The sequence below is a fragment of the Ramlibacter sp. MAHUQ-53 genome (assembly GCF_052600055.1).
Genome location: NZ_JBQWTS010000010.1, coordinates 35929 through 49758, shown reverse-complemented (window position 1 = coordinate 49758; position 13830 = coordinate 35929). Strand labels below are relative to the sequence as shown.

The 13830-nt window shown below is 68.9% G+C and carries 16 protein-coding genes and 1 tRNA gene; 14 read left to right on the top strand and 3 right to left on the bottom strand.

Translation table 11 applies throughout. The features are described from left to right. The 4 genes from ACT80S_RS15275 (at window position 1) to tatC (ending at window position 1959) form a co-directional block, all read left to right on the top strand. Complete coding sequence (locus tag ACT80S_RS15275) at window positions 1–360, top strand: histidine triad nucleotide-binding protein (RefSeq protein ID WP_377417344.1); 360 nt, start codon at window positions 1–3, stop codon at window positions 358–360. A gap of 69 nt (window positions 361–429) precedes the next feature. Next, on the top strand, window positions 430–684 hold the full coding sequence (gene tatA, locus ACT80S_RS15270; RefSeq protein ID WP_377417342.1) for a Sec-independent protein translocase subunit TatA: 255 nt from the start codon (window positions 430–432) through the stop codon (window positions 682–684). A gap of 22 nt (window positions 685–706) precedes the next feature. Beyond that, entirely contained in the window at window positions 707–1168 is a 462-nt protein-coding gene (gene tatB / locus ACT80S_RS15265; protein WP_377417340.1) for a Sec-independent protein translocase protein TatB, read from the top strand. After that, window positions 1168–1959, top strand: coding sequence for a twin-arginine translocase subunit TatC (gene tatC / locus ACT80S_RS15260; protein WP_377417338.1), 792 nt, complete (start codon window positions 1168–1170; stop codon window positions 1957–1959). Before tatB ends, tatC begins: the two co-directional genes overlap by 1 nt. 80 nt (window positions 1960–2039) lie before the next feature. Here tatC and ACT80S_RS15255 read toward each other — a convergent pair whose 3' ends face one another. Further along, window positions 2040–3188, bottom strand: coding sequence for a trypsin-like peptidase domain-containing protein (locus ACT80S_RS15255; protein ID WP_377417336.1), 1149 nt, complete (start codon window positions 3186–3188; stop codon window positions 2040–2042). A gap of 82 nt (window positions 3189–3270) precedes the next feature. Between ACT80S_RS15255 and ACT80S_RS15250 the strand changes: the two genes are divergently transcribed. Further along, window positions 3271–4029 carry a Nif3-like dinuclear metal center hexameric protein gene (locus tag ACT80S_RS15250; protein WP_377417334.1) on the top strand — a complete coding sequence of 253 codons (759 nt, stop codon included), beginning with the start codon at window positions 3271–3273 and terminating at the stop codon, window positions 4027–4029. Further along, entirely contained in the window at window positions 4026–5051 is a 1026-nt protein-coding gene (gene pdxA, locus ACT80S_RS15245; protein WP_377417332.1) for a 4-hydroxythreonine-4-phosphate dehydrogenase PdxA, read from the top strand. Before ACT80S_RS15250 ends, pdxA begins: the two co-directional genes overlap by 4 nt. Here pdxA and mscL read toward each other — a convergent pair. After that, entirely contained in the window at window positions 5041–5475 is a 435-nt protein-coding gene (mscL, locus tag ACT80S_RS15240; protein ID WP_377417330.1) for a large conductance mechanosensitive channel protein MscL, read from the bottom strand. The two genes, pdxA and mscL, sit on opposite strands and share 11 nt — an antisense overlap. Before the next feature lie 146 nt (window positions 5476–5621). Here mscL and petA point away from each other — a divergent pair, with 146 nt between their 5' ends. From petA to ACT80S_RS15210, 6 genes are all read left to right on the top strand, one after another. Further along, the gene (petA, locus tag ACT80S_RS15235; RefSeq protein ID WP_377417329.1) at window positions 5622–6218 is read left to right on the top strand and encodes a ubiquinol-cytochrome c reductase iron-sulfur subunit; all 597 of its coding nucleotides are present in this window, start codon (window positions 5622–5624) and stop codon (window positions 6216–6218) included. A 4-nt stretch (window positions 6219–6222) separates the two neighbouring features. Next, entirely contained in the window at window positions 6223–7635 is a 1413-nt protein-coding gene (locus ACT80S_RS15230) for a cytochrome b (RefSeq protein WP_377417327.1), read from the top strand. Window positions 7636–7655: 20 nt separating this feature from the next. Then, window positions 7656–8426: a cytochrome c1 gene (locus ACT80S_RS15225; protein ID WP_377417325.1), complete on the top strand. Its 771-nt coding sequence runs from the start codon at window positions 7656–7658 to the stop codon at window positions 8424–8426. A 99-nt stretch (window positions 8427–8525) separates the two neighbouring features. Continuing rightward, the gene (locus ACT80S_RS15220) at window positions 8526–9137 is read left to right on the top strand and encodes a glutathione S-transferase N-terminal domain-containing protein (protein ID WP_377417323.1); all 612 of its coding nucleotides are present in this window, start codon (window positions 8526–8528) and stop codon (window positions 9135–9137) included. Between the two features lie 14 nt (window positions 9138–9151). After that, a complete protein-coding gene (locus ACT80S_RS15215; protein ID WP_377417321.1) occupies window positions 9152–9658 on the top strand; it encodes a ClpXP protease specificity-enhancing factor in 507 nt (168 codons plus the stop codon). 39 nt (window positions 9659–9697) lie between these two features. Next, window positions 9698–9773, top strand: a tRNA-Thr gene (locus tag ACT80S_RS15210). Between the two features lie 27 nt (window positions 9774–9800). Here the strand turns inward: ACT80S_RS15210 and ACT80S_RS15205 are convergent. Continuing rightward, entirely contained in the window at window positions 9801–10775 is a 975-nt protein-coding gene (locus tag ACT80S_RS15205; protein ID WP_377417319.1) for a Bug family tripartite tricarboxylate transporter substrate binding protein, read from the bottom strand. A gap of 179 nt (window positions 10776–10954) precedes the next feature. Between ACT80S_RS15205 and ACT80S_RS15200 the strand changes: the two genes are divergently transcribed. Both ACT80S_RS15200 and ACT80S_RS15195 read left to right on the top strand, forming a co-directional pair. Further along, window positions 10955–11413, top strand: a complete 459-nt coding sequence (locus ACT80S_RS15200) for a (2Fe-2S)-binding protein (RefSeq protein ID WP_377417317.1) — start codon at window positions 10955–10957, stop codon at window positions 11411–11413. Window positions 11414–11415: 2 nt separating this feature from the next. After that, window positions 11416–13659 (top strand): xanthine dehydrogenase family protein molybdopterin-binding subunit, encoded by a 2244-nt coding sequence (locus tag ACT80S_RS15195; RefSeq protein WP_377417315.1) that lies wholly within the window; start codon window positions 11416–11418, stop codon window positions 13657–13659. Window positions 13660–13830 lie beyond the last annotated feature (171 nt).

Below are 13830 nucleotides of genomic sequence, written 5' to 3'. Positions count from 1 at the left end.
ATGACCCACGACCCGAACTGCATCTTCTGCAAGATCATCGAAGGCAAGATCCCGTCCCGCAAGGTCTACGAGGACGAGGAGCTCTTCGCCTTCCACGACATCCACCCCTGGGCGCCGGTCCACTTCCTCCTGGTTCCCAAGGCCCACATCCCCTCGATGGCCCAGGTCGGCCCCGAGCACGCCGGGCTGCTGGGGCGCCTCATGACCCTGGCGCCCAGGCTGGCGATGGAGCAGGGCTGCAACCCTTACCCCGACGGGGGTTTTCGCATCGTCACCAACACCGGTGCGGAGGGCGGGCAGGAGGTCCACCACCTGCATGTCCACGTGATCGGGGGCCCGCGTCCCTGGCTCAAGGGTTGACCTTTCGGCGACCGTCCCCATCCATGTTGCGCGTCTAAAATCAGACGCAGTTATTTCAGGAGTGATTCCATGGGTTCGTTTTCCATCTGGCACTGGCTGATCGTGCTGCTGATCGTGGTGCTGGTCTTCGGCACGAAGAAGCTGAAGAACATCGGCCAGGACCTGGGCGGTGCCGTCAAGGGCTTCAAGGACGGCATGAAGGACGGCTCGGCCCCCGCCGACGCCAACGCCACTGCCACGCCCCCGTCGCAGCAGGTCACCGGCGCCGCCGCCCCTGCCGCCGACAAGGCCCCGATCGACGTCGAAGCGCGCAACAAGTCTTGATCCCCGGCGGGTTGCTTCCTAAGTGATCGATCTCGGCATTTCCAAGATGGCGCTGATCGGCGCGGTGGCGTTGATCGTCATCGGGCCGGAGAAGCTGCCGCGCGTGGCGCGCACGGTCGGTACGTTGCTGGGCAAGGCCCAGCGCTACGTGGCGGACGTCAAGGCCGAGGTCAACCGGTCGATGGAGCTCGACGAGCTGCGCAAGATGAAGGAAACGGTCGAGACCGCCGCGCGCGACGTCGAGACCGCCGTCCACAACACCACCGCCGACCTCGAGCGTGACCTGGGGGCAGCCGCCGACGCGGCCTCCAGCGCCTATGCACCGCTCGAGCCCCCGGTTCCCGAATACAAGCATCCGGGCAAGAACTGGCGCCTCAAGCAGGGCGCCGTTCCCAACTGGTACAAGTCGCGTGCCGGCGTGCGCCGCCACGTGCAGTCCGGTGCGGCCCGGGTCGCCCGCTACCGGCCCAGGAAATTCAGCTGATGGCCGACCCCCAGAACCAAGAAGACGAACTCGCCGGAACCGAACAGCCCTTCGTTGCGCACCTCATCGAGTTGCGTGACCGGCTGATCAAGGCCCTGATCGCGGTGGGTATCGCCGGCGCCGCCCTGGCCCTGTGGCCCGGGCCCGGCGCGCTCTACGACATCCTCGCCGCGCCGCTGACCGCCACCCTGCCCAAGGGCGCCACCCTGATCGCCACCTCGGTCATCTCGCCCTTCCTCGTGCCGCTGAAGATCCTGCTGATGGCGGCCTTCATGCTGGCGCTGCCGGTGGTCCTCTACCAGGTCTGGGCCTTCGTCGCGCCCGGCCTCTACAGCCACGAGAAGAAGCTGGTGCTGCCCCTGGTGGTCTCGAGCACCCTGCTGTTCTTCGTGGGGGTGGCGTTCTGCTACTTCTTCGTCTTCGGCCAGGTGTTCACGTTCATCCAGGGTTTCGCCCCCAAGAGCATCACCGCCGCGCCGGACATCGAGGCCTACCTGAGCTTCGTGCTGACCATGTTCCTGGCGTTCGGCCTCGCCTTCGAGGTGCCGATCGTGGTGATCGTGCTGGCGCGCATGGGCATCGTCTCGATCGAGAAGCTCAAGGCCTTCCGCAGCTACTTCATCGTGCTGGCCTTCATCATCGCCGCGGTCGTCACGCCGCCGGACGTGGTCTCGCAGTTGGCCCTGGCCGTGCCCATGTGCCTGCTCTACGAGCTGGGCATCTGGGCCGCGCAGATCTTCATCAAGCACACCAAGGCCCCCGAGGACGGCGGCGTCGCCAGCGACGCCTGATTCCCGCGAGGGGCTCCCGGCCGCGTCCCGGTGTCGCGGGCTCGCGGCGTCCCGGCCTCCCGGCCCGGTCGGCGACCCGATCAGCGCTGCGGCGGGGCGGGCGGCCGCGGGCGCAGGCCCGGGGTCACCGCCAGCGTCAGCGCATCGTCGCGCCGCTGCACCTTGAAGGGGGCGGCCTCGCCCGGCTTGAGCGCAGCCACCTGCGTGAGCAGTTCCGAGACGTTCGAGATGGCCTTGCCGGCCACCTCGGTGATCACGTCGCCGGGGCGGATGCCGGCACGGGCCGCCGGGCCGTTCTGCAGCACGCCGGTGATCAGCACGCCCTGGCGGGCCCGCACGCCGAACGTCTCCTTCAGCTCCGGCGACAGGTCGGCCGGCTCCACGCCGATCCAGCCGCGGCGCACTGCGCCTTCCTTGACGATGCCCTCGAGCACCTGCTTCGCGGTGGATACCGGGATGGCGAAGCCGATGCCCATGCTGCCGCCCGAGCGCGAGTAGATCGCGGTGTTGATCCCCATCAGCTGGCCATTGACGTCGACCAGCGCGCCGCCGGAGTTGCCGGGGTTGATGGCGGCGTCGGTCTGGATGAAGTTCTCGAAGGTATTGATCCCCAGCTGGTTGCGGCCCACCGCGCTGACGATGCCGCTGGTGACGGTCTGGCCCACGCCGAAGGGGTTGCCGATGGCCAGCACCTGGTCGCCCACCTGCAGGTTGTCGGAGTTGCCCAGCGTGATCACGGGCAGGCGGTCGAGGTTGATCTTGAGGACGGCCAGGTCGGTGTCCGGGTCGGTGCCGATCACCTTGCCGCGGGCGATGCGCGCGTCATTGAGCTGCACCTCGATCTCGTCGGCGCCCTCGACCACGTGGTTGTTGGTGAGGATGTAGCCGTCGGGGCTGATGATCACGCCGCTGCCCAGGCCGGCCTGGGTCTGGTTGCCCGGATCGCCGAAGAAGAAGCGGAACCACGGGTCGTTGGCGTGGGGATTGCGCGTGGCCTTGGTGGTGCTGATGCTCACCACCGCCGCCGAGGCCTTCTGCGCGGCCTGCCGCAGGCTGCCGGGCGGGGCCGCGCCCGCGGGCAGCGACGGCGCCTCGAGCAGGGTCACGCCGGTGGTGCGGCTCATGGTGCCCGCACGCCCGATCCAGTCGGGCTTGAGCGTGGCGACGACGAAGTAGGCGGCCAGGAGGATGGTGACGGCCTGCGAGAACACGAGCCAGTAGCGACGCATGGGGTTCCGTACGAAAGAAGACTTCGACAAGTGTAGAACCTGGGGTCTGGCCGACAATCCGCAAGAGTTGCAAGTTCCTCCCATGACCGACCGCGATCAACTGCTGCAAGCATTCGACGCCCTGCTCGAGCCGGGCCGCTTCAAGGACTACGGGCCCAACGGGCTGCAGGTGGAGGGGCGCCGCGAGGTGCGCCGCCTGGTCTCGGGCGTCACCGCCAGCCTGGCCCTGATCGATGCCGCCATCGAGGCGGGGGCCGACGCCATCGTCGTCCACCACGGCCTGTTCTGGCGCGGCCAGGACGGGCGCCTGACCGGCTGGATGAAGCAGCGCGTGGCCCGCCTGCTGGCCCACGACATCAACCTCTACGCCTACCACCTGCCGCTGGACGCGCACCCCGAGCTGGGCAACAACGCGCAGCTGGGCCGGGTGCTGGGGCTGGCGGCCGACGCCCGCTTCGGCGACCAGGACCTGGGCTTCCTTGGCGCGCCCGCCTCGGGCCAGGCCTTCGCCTCCACGCAGGCCCTGGCGGACCATGCCGCGCGCGCGCTGGGCCGGCCGGCCACGGTGGTGGAGGGCACCAGCGGCCCCATCTCCCGCGTGGCCTGGTGCACCGGCGGCGCGCAGGGCTATTTCGAGGCGGCGATCGCCGCGGGCGCGCAGGCCTTCATCACCGGCGAGATCTCCGAGCCCCAGGCCCACTACGCGCGCGAGTGCGGCGTGAGCTTCCTGGCCTGCGGCCACCATGCCACCGAGCGCCACGGCGCGCCGGCGCTGGCGGCCCGCGTCGCCGCGGACCTGGGCCTGGAGCACCGATTCATCGACATCCCCAACCCCGCATGACCCGAAGCGCCCCGCCGCTGGCCCTCACCCTGGGCGACCCCGCCGGCATCGGCGGCGAGATCATCGCGCGTGCCTATGCCGCCGAGCCGGCCTTGCTCGCCGGCAGCTTCGTCGCCGGCGACGTGCCGCACCTGCGCCGCGCCGCCGCGGCCGCCGCGCGGGGCGGCCTGCCGCTGCCGGTGGCCGTGATCGAGCGCCCGCAGGAAGCGCTGGACCTGCCGCCGCACTGCATCCCGGTGCTGCAGGTGGGCGAGCCGTCGCGCACGCTGGTGCCCTGGGGACGGGTGGACCGCGAGGCCGGCCGGCTCGCTGCCGCCGCCGTCACCTGGGCTGCGCGCGCCGCGCTGCGCGGGGAGGTGGCCGGCGTGGTGACCGCGCCGCTGCACAAGGAGGCGCTGTCCGCCGCCGGCGTGGCCTTCCCGGGCCACACCGAGCTGCTGCAGGCCGAGGCCGCGGCCCACCTGGGGCGGCCGGTGTCCGAGGTGCCGGTGCGCATGATGCTGGCCAGCCACGAGCTGCGCACGGTGCTCGTGAGCATCCATGTCTCGCTGCGCGAGGCTATCGAGGCGGTGACCGAGGCCAATGTGCGCGAGACCCTGCGCATCACGCACGCCTCGCTGGCGCGCGCGCTGGGCCGCGCGCCGCGCATCGCGGTGGCGGGGCTCAACCCGCATGCGGGGGAGGGCGGCCTGTTCGGCCGGGAGGAGATCGAGGCCATCGCCCCGGCGGTGCGGGCGGCCCGCGCCGAGGGCATCGATGCCAGCGGACCGCATGCGCCCGACACCGTGTTCATGCGGGCGCGCACCGGCGAATTCGACGTGGTCGTGGCGATGTACCACGACCAGGGCCTGATCCCGGTGAAGTACCTGGGCCTGGACCAGGGCGTGAACGTGACCCTGGGGCTGCCGCTGGTGCGCACCAGCCCGGACCACGGCACCGCCTTCGACCTGGCCGGCACCGGCCGCGCCGACCCGTCGAGCTTCCTGGAGGCCGTGCGCGCGGCCCGTGCCCTTATTTCCTGAGGCTGTCGCGGATCTCCCGCAGCAGGATGATGTCTTCCGGCGGGGCCGCGGGCGCGGGGGCCGGGGCGGGCGCCTCGTCGGCGCGGCGCAGGCGGTTGACCTGCTTGACCATCATGAAGATCACGAAGGCCAGGATGGCGAAGTTGACGACCACCGTCACGAAGTTGCCCCAGGCCAGCACCGGCACGCCGGCCTTGGCCAGGTCGGCCAGGTTGCGCGGCACGCCCTCGGGCACGGTTCCCAGCACGAAGAACTGGCTCGAGAAATCCAGCCGGCCGACCACCAGGCCCACCAGCGGCATCACCAGGTCCTTGACCAGCGAGTCGACGATCTTGCCGAACGCCGCGCCGATGATCACGCCGACCGCCAGGTCGACCACGTTGCCCTTGACGGCGAACTCCCGGAATTCCTTAAGCAGTCCCATCGCTGATACCTCCTCGGTTGGAATGGAGATTTAAGTATGACTCATCAGCAACGCTGTAGCCCATCCGGAGATTGAACCGCGGGGAAATGGTTCGCTACAATCGTGGGTTGACCGTCATCTAAGCGTATTCCGTCAAGGACCCCCCCATGAGTAGCACCCCCGAGGACAAGAGCAAACGGACGTGGCTGATCGCGTCTGGCTGCGCGGGCGCACTGGGCGGCGCGTTTGTCGCCGTCCCGTTCGTGAGTACCTTCCAACCCTCCGAGAAGGCCAAGGCCGCTGGTGCCGCCGTGGAAGTCGACATCTCCGCCCTGCAGCCCGGCGAGAAGATCACCGTCGAGTGGCGCGGCAAGCCCGTGTGGATCATGAAGCGCACCCCCGAGCAGCTGGCCGCCCTGGCCAAGCTCGACGGCCAGCTCGCCGATCCCGCTTCCGAGCGCACCGCGTACCCCACGCCGGACTACGCCAAGAACACGCACCGCTCCATCAAGCCCGAGGTCTTCGTCGGCGTGGGCATCTGCTCGCACCTGGGCTGCTCGCCCTCCGACAAGTTCCAGGCCGGCCCGCAGCCCTCGCTGCCGGACGACTGGCAGGGCGGCTTCCTGTGCCCCTGCCACGGCTCGACCTTCGACCTGGCCGGCCGCGTCTTCAAGAACAAGCCCGCACCGGACAACCTCGAGGTCCCGCCTCACATGTACCTGTCGGACAGCAAGATCCTGATCGGCGAAGACAAGAAGGCTTGAGACCATGGCTGAATTCAAGGAAATCTCTCCCAACGCCTCGGCCACCGAGAAGCTGACCAACTGGTTCGAGAACCGCTTTCCCACGGCGTTCTCGGGCTACAAGCAGCACCTGTCCGAGTACTACGCGCCGAAGAACTTCAACTTCTGGTACTTCTTCGGCTCGCTGGCCCTGCTGGTGCTGGTGATCCAGATCGTCACCGGCATCTTCCTGGTGATGCACTACAAGCCGGACGCGACCCTGGCCTTCGCCTCCGTCGAGTACATCATGCGCGACGTCCCCTGGGGATGGCTGATCCGCTACATGCACTCCACCGGCGCCTCGGCGTTCTTCGTGGTGGTGTACCTGCACATGTACCGCGGCCTGATCTACGGCAGCTACCGCAAGCCGCGCGAGCTGGTGTGGGTGTTCGGCTGCGCCATCTTCCTGGTGCTGATGGCCGAGGCCTTCATGGGCTACCTGCTGCCCTGGGGCCAGATGTCCTACTGGGGCGCCCAGGTGATCGTGAACCTGTTCTCCGCGATCCCCTTCATCGGTCCTGACCTGGCCCTGCTGATTCGCGGCGACTACGTGGTGTCCGACGCCACCCTGAACCGCTTCTTCAGCTTCCACGTGATCGCCGTGCCGCTGGTCCTGCTGGGCCTGGTGGTGGCGCACATCCTGGCGCTGCACGACGTGGGCTCCAACAACCCCGACGGCGTCGAGATCAAGGGCCCCAACGCCCCCAAGGATGCCAACGGCAAGCCCCTGGACGGCATCCCGTTCCACCCGTACTACTCGGTGCACGACATCCTGGGCGTGTCGGTCTTCCTGATGGTCTTCACCGCCATCATCTTCTTCGCGCCCGAGTTCGGCGGCTACTTCCTGGAGTACAACAACTTCATCCCGGCCGACCCGCTGAAGACCCCGGCGCACATCGCCCCGGTGTGGTACTTCACGCCCTTCTACTCGATGCTGCGCGCCATCACCACGCAAATGGTGTACGTGCTCGTGGCCTGCGTGGTGCTGGCCGTCGCCTTCACCGTGCTGAAGTCGAAGCTGGCCGGCTTCCTCAAGGGCGGCATCGTCATCGCCGCGGCCGTGGCCATCGCCCTGCTGCTGTCGATCGACGCCAAGTTCTGGGGCGTGGTCGTGATGGGCGGCGCCGTCATCATCCTGTTCTTCCTGCCCTGGCTGGACATGAGCCCGGTCAAGTCGATCCGCTACCGCCCGGACTGGCACAAGTACGTGTACGGCCTGTTCGTGATCAACTTCGTGGTGCTGGCCTACCTGGGCGTGCAACCGCCCTCGCCGATCGGCGAGCGGGTCTCGCAAGTCGGCACCCTGTTCTACTTCGGCTTCTTCCTGCTGATGCCGTGGTGGAGCGCCAAGGGCGAGTTCAAGCCCGTCCCCGACCGCGTCACCTTCGCCGCGCATTGAGACCCAGGGCCCAACGACACATGAAAAAGATCATCTCTTCCCTGTTCGTCGCCCTGGCCCTGGCCGTGGGTGCGGTTGCGCCCGCGCAGGCCGCCGGCGGCGACACCATCGCCTGGGACAAGGCCCCGAACAAGACCAACGACCTGCCCGCCCTCCAGGACGGCGCCAAGCTGTTCGTCAACTACTGCCTGAACTGCCACTCCGCGGCCTTCATGCGGTTCAACCGCCTGCAGGACATCGGCCTGACCGAGCAGCAGATCAAGGACAACCTGCTGTTCACGACGGACAAGGTCGGCGAGACCATGAAGGCCGCCATCGACCCGAAGCAGGCCAAGGAGTGGTTCGGCGGCGTGCCCCCCGACCTCACCCTGATCGCCCGCTCGCGCGCCGGCCACGGCGGCACCGGTGCCGACTACCTGTACACCTACATGCGCACGTTCTACCGCGACCCGTCCAAGGCGACCGGCTGGAACAACCTGGCTTTCCCCAGCGTGGGCATGCCGCACGTGCTGTGGGAGCTGCAGGGTGATCGCCAGCCGGTCTTCGAGACGGTGAACGCCCACGGCCACGAGACCCAGGTCTTCAAGGGCTGGAAGCAGGTCTCCCCCGGCACCATGACGCCCCAGCAGTACGACCAGGCGGTCGCCAACCTGGTGGGCTTCCTGCAGTGGATGGCCGAGCCGGCCCAGAACACCCGCGTGCGCGTGGGCGTGTGGGTCCTGCTGTTCCTGTCGGTCTTCACCGTGATTGCCTGGCGCCTGAACGCCGCTTTCTGGAAGAATGTCCGCTGACGCGGCTTTCTGATCCGCCACAGGCCTGAGGGCCTGGACGCCTTGCACAGAGTGGGCTGCCTCGCGGCCCACTCTTTTTTGATTGAAGGAGCCACTTCCATGATGGTGCTTTACTCGGGAACGACCTGCCCGTTCTCCCACCGCTGCCGTTTCGTCCTGTTCGAAAAGGGCATGGACTTCGAGATCCGCGACGTGGACCTGTACAACAAGCCCGAGGACATCAACGTGATGAACCCCTACGGGCAGGTGCCGATCCTGGTCGAGCGTGACCTGATCCTGTACGAGTCGAACATCATCAACGAGTACATCGACGAGCGCTTCCCGCACCCGCAGCTGATGCCCGGCGACCCGGTGGACCGCGCCCGCGTGCGCCTGTTCCTGCTCAACTTCGAGAAGGAGCTGTTCACCCACGTCAGCACGCTCGAATCGCGCGCCACCAAGGGCAACGAGAAGGCGCTGGAGAAGGCCCGTAGCCACATCCGCGACCGCCTGACGCAGCTGGCCCCGGTGTTCCTGAAGAACAAGTACATGCTGGGCGACAACTTCTCCATGCTGGACGTGGCCATCGCCCCGCTGCTGTGGCGCATGGACTACTACGGCATCGAGCTGTCCAAGAACGCCGCGCCGCTGCTGAAGTACGCCGAGCGCATCTTCTCGCGCCCGGCCTACATCGAGGCGCTGACGCCCTCCGAGAAGGTGATGCGCAAGTAATCGCGCCGCGCGCCATGAACGCCCTCGAGTCCACGTCCACCCGCCCGTACCTGATCCGGGCGCTGTACGACTGGTGCACGGACAACGGTTTCACGCCCTATGTCGCCGTGCTGGTCGACGAGACCGTGCAGGTGCCGCGCGACTATGTGAAGAACGGCGAGATCGTCCTGAACATCAGCTACGACGCCACCAGTGCGCTGAAGCTGGGCAACGAGTTCATCGAGTTCAAGGCGCGCTTCGCCGGCGTGGCCCGCGACATCATGGTGCCGATCAACCGCGTGCTGGCGATCTACGCGCGAGAGAACGGCCAGGGCATGGCCTTCCCGGTGTCGGTGCACCCAACGGCGGCCGACGAGCCGCCGGTGCCGATCGCCGGCGAGGCGCCGGCAGCCGAGGCGGAAGGCGCCGACCGCGCGCCGATGCAGCTGGTGCCCTCCGAGGGCACGGTGGCCGAGCCCGGTGACGAGCCGCCCAAGCCGCCCACGGGCGGTGGCCGTCCCGCCCTCAAGCGCGTCAAGTGATGCCGGGCCCGCGCAGGCGGGCCTTAGAATTTCCCTCGTGCCGGTTTAGCTCAGTTGGTAGAGCACCCGCCTTGTAAGCGGTAGGTCGTCAGTTCGATTCCGACAACCGGCACCACCTTCCCCCTCCCTGCGCGCCAGCGGCTCACTGCTCGAGCTTGATATTCGCGTCGCGCACCAGCTTGTCGAACTTGGCCGCCTCGGCCCGCACGTAGTCGGCGAACTCCGCCGGCGTGTTGCGCGGCACGGCCAGGCCGTCGGCCTCGAAGCGGGCGCGGATGTCCGGCGCGGCCAGCGCGGTGTTCACCTCCCGATTCAGCTGGTCGATCACCGCCTGCGGCGTGCCCGCCGGCGCGAACAGGCCGCCCCACAGCGAGTAGCTGAACCCCGGCAGGCCCGATTCGGCCACCGTCGGCACGCCCGGCAGCGAGGACACGCGCTGCGGCGTGGTCACCGCCAGCGCCTTGAGCTTGCCGGACTTCACCTGGGGCAGGGCCGCCGAGATGCTGCTGAAGAAGGCATTCAGGCGGCCGGCCATCAGGTCCGTCATGAGCGGGCCCACCCCCTTGTACGGCACATGGGTCATGTTCAATTTGGCGCCCAACCCGAGGGCCACCGCCGAGAGGTGGCCCGGCGTGCCGGCGCCCACCGAGCCGTAGCTGAATTCGCCCGGCCTGGCCTGCGCCGCGCGGATGAAGTCGCTCAGGGTGTTGTACGGCGAGTCGGCCGGCGCCAGCATCACCAGCGGCGCGTTGCCGATCAGGACCACCGGCGCCAGCTCCTTCATCGGGTCGTAGCCCAGGTCCTTCATCAAGGTCCGGTTGACCACCATCTCGCCGGTCTGCCCGAGGAACAGCGTGTAGCCGTCGGGCCGGGCCTTGGCGGCGATGCGCGTGCCCACGGTGCCGGAGACGCCGGGCTTGTTGTCCACCACGAAGCTTTGCTTGAGGCTGGCGGACAGGCGTTCGCCCACCAGGCGTGCGAACACGTCGCCCTGGCCCCCGGGGGCATAGGCGACGACGATGGTCACCGGCTTGGCGGGATAGGGGTCGTTGGCCCAGGCCGTCGTGGCCAGGGGCGCCAGGGCCAGCGCGAGCGCGTGGCGGCGGGTGAATTGCATGGCGTGTCTCCGCGGGAGGGGTGGCTGTCGGGGCGCAGTATGGGCCGGGCGCGGGCCTCGCGCGGGCGGGGTGTGCCGCAGGTGACAGCGCCTCCGTGGAAACCCTCGCCCCTTCGCATTGGTCGGGGAATGGGGCATGGCTACGATCGCGCCCAAACAACCAGACTCCAAGGAGACACATGGCCCAGCATTCCCTGTCGGTCAACGGCGAAGTCCGTACCGTCGACGTCGATCCCGCCACGCCGCTGCTCTGGGTGGTGCGCGACCACCTGCAACTCACCGGCACCAAGTTCGGCTGCGGCATGGCGCAGTGCGGCGCCTGCACCGTGCACCTGGATGGCGAGGCCGTGCGGTCCTGCGTGACGCCGGTCTCCGCGGTGGGCAAGCGCAAGGTGACCACCATCGAGGGCCTGTCCAAGGACGGCACCCATCCCCTGCAGAAGGCCTGGGTCGCGGAGCAGGTGCCGCAGTGCGGCTACTGCCAGTCCGGCCAGATCATGCAGGCCGCCACGCTGCTGGCGAAGAAGAAGAACCCCTCGCGCGACGAGATCGTGCGCCACATGGACGGCAACATCTGCCGCTGCGGCACCTACCAGCGCATCGTCAAGGCGGTCCAGCGCGCCGCCAAGGAGGCCTGAACATGAAGGCCTCCTCCCGCCCCGAGACCCCCGCCCTGGCGACCACCCGCCGCGGCTTCCTGGCTGCCGCCGGCGGCCTGACCTTCATCGTCACGCTGGGCGCCGGCCTGGCCGCCGCCAGCGGCGAGGCCGGCGCGCAGGCCGACGGCCCGCTGCGCCCCAATGCCTGGGTGACCCTGTCGCCCGACGACACCATCACCGTCACCGTCCCCACCGGCGAGATGGGGCAGGGCACACTCACCGCGCTGCCCCTGATCCTCGCCGAGGAACTGGACGCCGACTGGTCCAAGGTGCGCACCGAGTTCGCGCCCGCCAACGCGCGGGTGTACGGCAACCCGCACCCGCTGCTCAATGGCGGCCAGGCCTCGCTGGCCTCGATCGCGGTGCCGGGCTACTGGATGCCGCTGCGCACCGCCGGCGCCCAGGCGCGCCGCGTCCTGCTCGACGCGGTCGCCGCGAAGTGGGGCGTGCCGGTCGCCGAGCTGTCCACCGAGTCCGGCAGGGTGGTCCACGCGAAGACGGGCCAGCGCATCACCTACGGCGAGGTCGTGAAGTTCACGACCCTGCCCGCCGAACTGCCCAAGATCACGCCGGCCGACCTGAAGAAGCCGGAGCAGTTCAAGCTGGTCGGCCGCACCGACATCGGGCGCAGCGACGTGGCCTCCAAGACCAACGGCACGGCCGTCTACGGCATCGACGTGCGCGTGCCCGACATGGTCTACGCCGCGGTGCTCGAGGCGCCGGTGCAGGGCGCCACGCCCGAGAACGTGAACGCGCAGGACGCGCTGGCCATCCCCGGCGTGGAGCAGGTGCTGCCCATGCCCTTCGGCGTCGCGGTCCTGGGCCGCACCGTCGAGGCCACGCGTGCGGGCCGCAACGCGCTCAAGGCCAAGGTCACCTGGAACACGGCCAATGCGCCGGCGGCGAATTTCGACTCCGAGAAGGCCAAGGCCGAATACGCCGAGCATGCCAAGAACCCGCCGGCCAACTCGCAGCCGCGCGAGGCGTACAGGAAAGGCAACGCGGCGGACGCCTTCAACGGCGCGGCCCGGGTGATCGAGGCGGCGTACGTCACCGAGCACACCTACCACGCGCAGCTCGAGCCGATGAACTGCATCGCCCGCGTCGCGCCCGACGGCCAGTCGGCCGAGGTCTGGGTTGGCACGCAGGCGCCGGTGCTGGTGGCGGCGGCCGCCTCCGGCGTGCTCAAGACCACGCCCGACAAGATCCGCATCCACCAGGTCCTCATGGGCGGCGGCTTCGGCCGGCGCATCACGCCCGACATCGTCGGCCAGACCGTGGCCATCGCCAACGCCAGCAAGAAGACGGTCAAGGTGCTCCTGAGCCGGGAGGACGACTTCGCCGCCTTCCGCCCGCGCCCGATGACGCACCAGGTGCTGCGCGCGGCGCTGGACGACAAGGGCCAGATCGTCGGCTGGCGCCACCGCATCGTGGCCGAGAACGTCGACGCGGTGGCTGCGCCCCCGCGCTTCGCCGCCACCGGCGGCAAGGACTACATCGGCTGGAACGGCTCCGACCTGCCGCACTACGCCATCCCGAACTGGCTCTCCGAGGGCGTGCGCGAGCACCGCGGCATGCGCGTGCATGCCTTCCGCGGCATCGGCGCGGGCCACAACAAGTTCGCCATCGAGTCCTTCCTCGACGAGATCGCCCACGCCCGCAAGGTGGACCCGCTGGCCCTGCGCCTGGAGCTCACGAAGGACGACCCGCGCGCCCACGCGGTGCTGCGTGCCGCCGCCGAGATGTCCGACTGGCAGCGCAAGCGCCGCGCCGGCCGCGCGCTGGGCATCGCCTTCGGCGACTACCACGGCACGGTCACGGCCGGCGTGGTCGAGATTTCCCTGGACCGCAAGAGCGGCCAGGTGAAGGTCCACGACCTGTGGATCGCCGTCGACCCCGGCCTGGCGGTGCAGCCCGAGAACGTGCTCGCCCAGCTCGAGGGCGCGGCGGTGTGGGGCCTGTCGGTGGCGCTCAAGGAGCAGGTGACCGTGAAGGGTGGGGCGGCGGTGCAGTCCAACTTCCACGACTACCCGGTGCTTCGAATGAGCGAGATGCCGCGGATCCATACCCGCCTGGTGAAGTCGGACGCCCCGCCCACCGGCATGGGCGAGGCCGGCGTGGTGGCGGTGGCCCCGGCCATTGCCAACGCGCTCTTCACCCTCACCGGCAAGCGGGTGCGGCAGCTGCCGATGACGCCGGACAACGTGCGCAAGGTCATGGCCTGACGGCTCGCTGTCCCATTCCCCTCATTCCTTAATCTTCAAGTCCGCATCTCTGCAAAGAGTGCGGACTTTTTGCCTTTTATCGAATTCCTTAAGCGCAGGTCACGCCACTTCCGTTCTGAGAAAATTCCGAACGTTCTAGATCTTTTGGGCCGCGCCTGCGGGTCGCGTCCC

Coding starts and splice junctions, on each gene's coding strand:
- ACT80S_RS15205 (WP_377417319.1), bottom strand. CDS start 10,775: ATGCAATTCACCCGCCGCCACGCGCTCGCGCTGGCCCTGGCGCCCCTG.
- ACT80S_RS15255 (WP_377417336.1), bottom strand. CDS start 3,188: ATGCGTCGCTACTGGCTCGTGTTCTCGCAGGCCGTCACCATCCTCCTG.
- pdxA (WP_377417332.1), top strand. CDS start 4,026: ATGACCCGAAGCGCCCCGCCGCTGGCCCTCACCCTGGGCGACCCCGCC.
- ACT80S_RS15230 (WP_377417327.1), top strand. CDS start 6,223: ATGGCTGAATTCAAGGAAATCTCTCCCAACGCCTCGGCCACCGAGAAG.
- ACT80S_RS15200 (WP_377417317.1), top strand. CDS start 10,955: ATGGCCCAGCATTCCCTGTCGGTCAACGGCGAAGTCCGTACCGTCGAC.
- ACT80S_RS15225 (WP_377417325.1), top strand. CDS start 7,656: ATGAAAAAGATCATCTCTTCCCTGTTCGTCGCCCTGGCCCTGGCCGTG.
- ACT80S_RS15215 (WP_377417321.1), top strand. CDS start 9,152: ATGAACGCCCTCGAGTCCACGTCCACCCGCCCGTACCTGATCCGGGCG.
- ACT80S_RS15220 (WP_377417323.1), top strand. CDS start 8,526: ATGATGGTGCTTTACTCGGGAACGACCTGCCCGTTCTCCCACCGCTGC.
- ACT80S_RS15195 (WP_377417315.1), top strand. CDS start 11,416: ATGAAGGCCTCCTCCCGCCCCGAGACCCCCGCCCTGGCGACCACCCGC.
- ACT80S_RS15275 (WP_377417344.1), top strand. CDS start 1: ATGACCCACGACCCGAACTGCATCTTCTGCAAGATCATCGAAGGCAAG.
- tatC (WP_377417338.1), top strand. CDS start 1,168: ATGGCCGACCCCCAGAACCAAGAAGACGAACTCGCCGGAACCGAACAG.
- ACT80S_RS15250 (WP_377417334.1), top strand. CDS start 3,271: ATGACCGACCGCGATCAACTGCTGCAAGCATTCGACGCCCTGCTCGAG.
- mscL (WP_377417330.1), bottom strand. CDS start 5,475: ATGGGACTGCTTAAGGAATTCCGGGAGTTCGCCGTCAAGGGCAACGTG.
- petA (WP_377417329.1), top strand. CDS start 5,622: ATGAGTAGCACCCCCGAGGACAAGAGCAAACGGACGTGGCTGATCGCG.
- tatA (WP_377417342.1), top strand. CDS start 430: ATGGGTTCGTTTTCCATCTGGCACTGGCTGATCGTGCTGCTGATCGTG.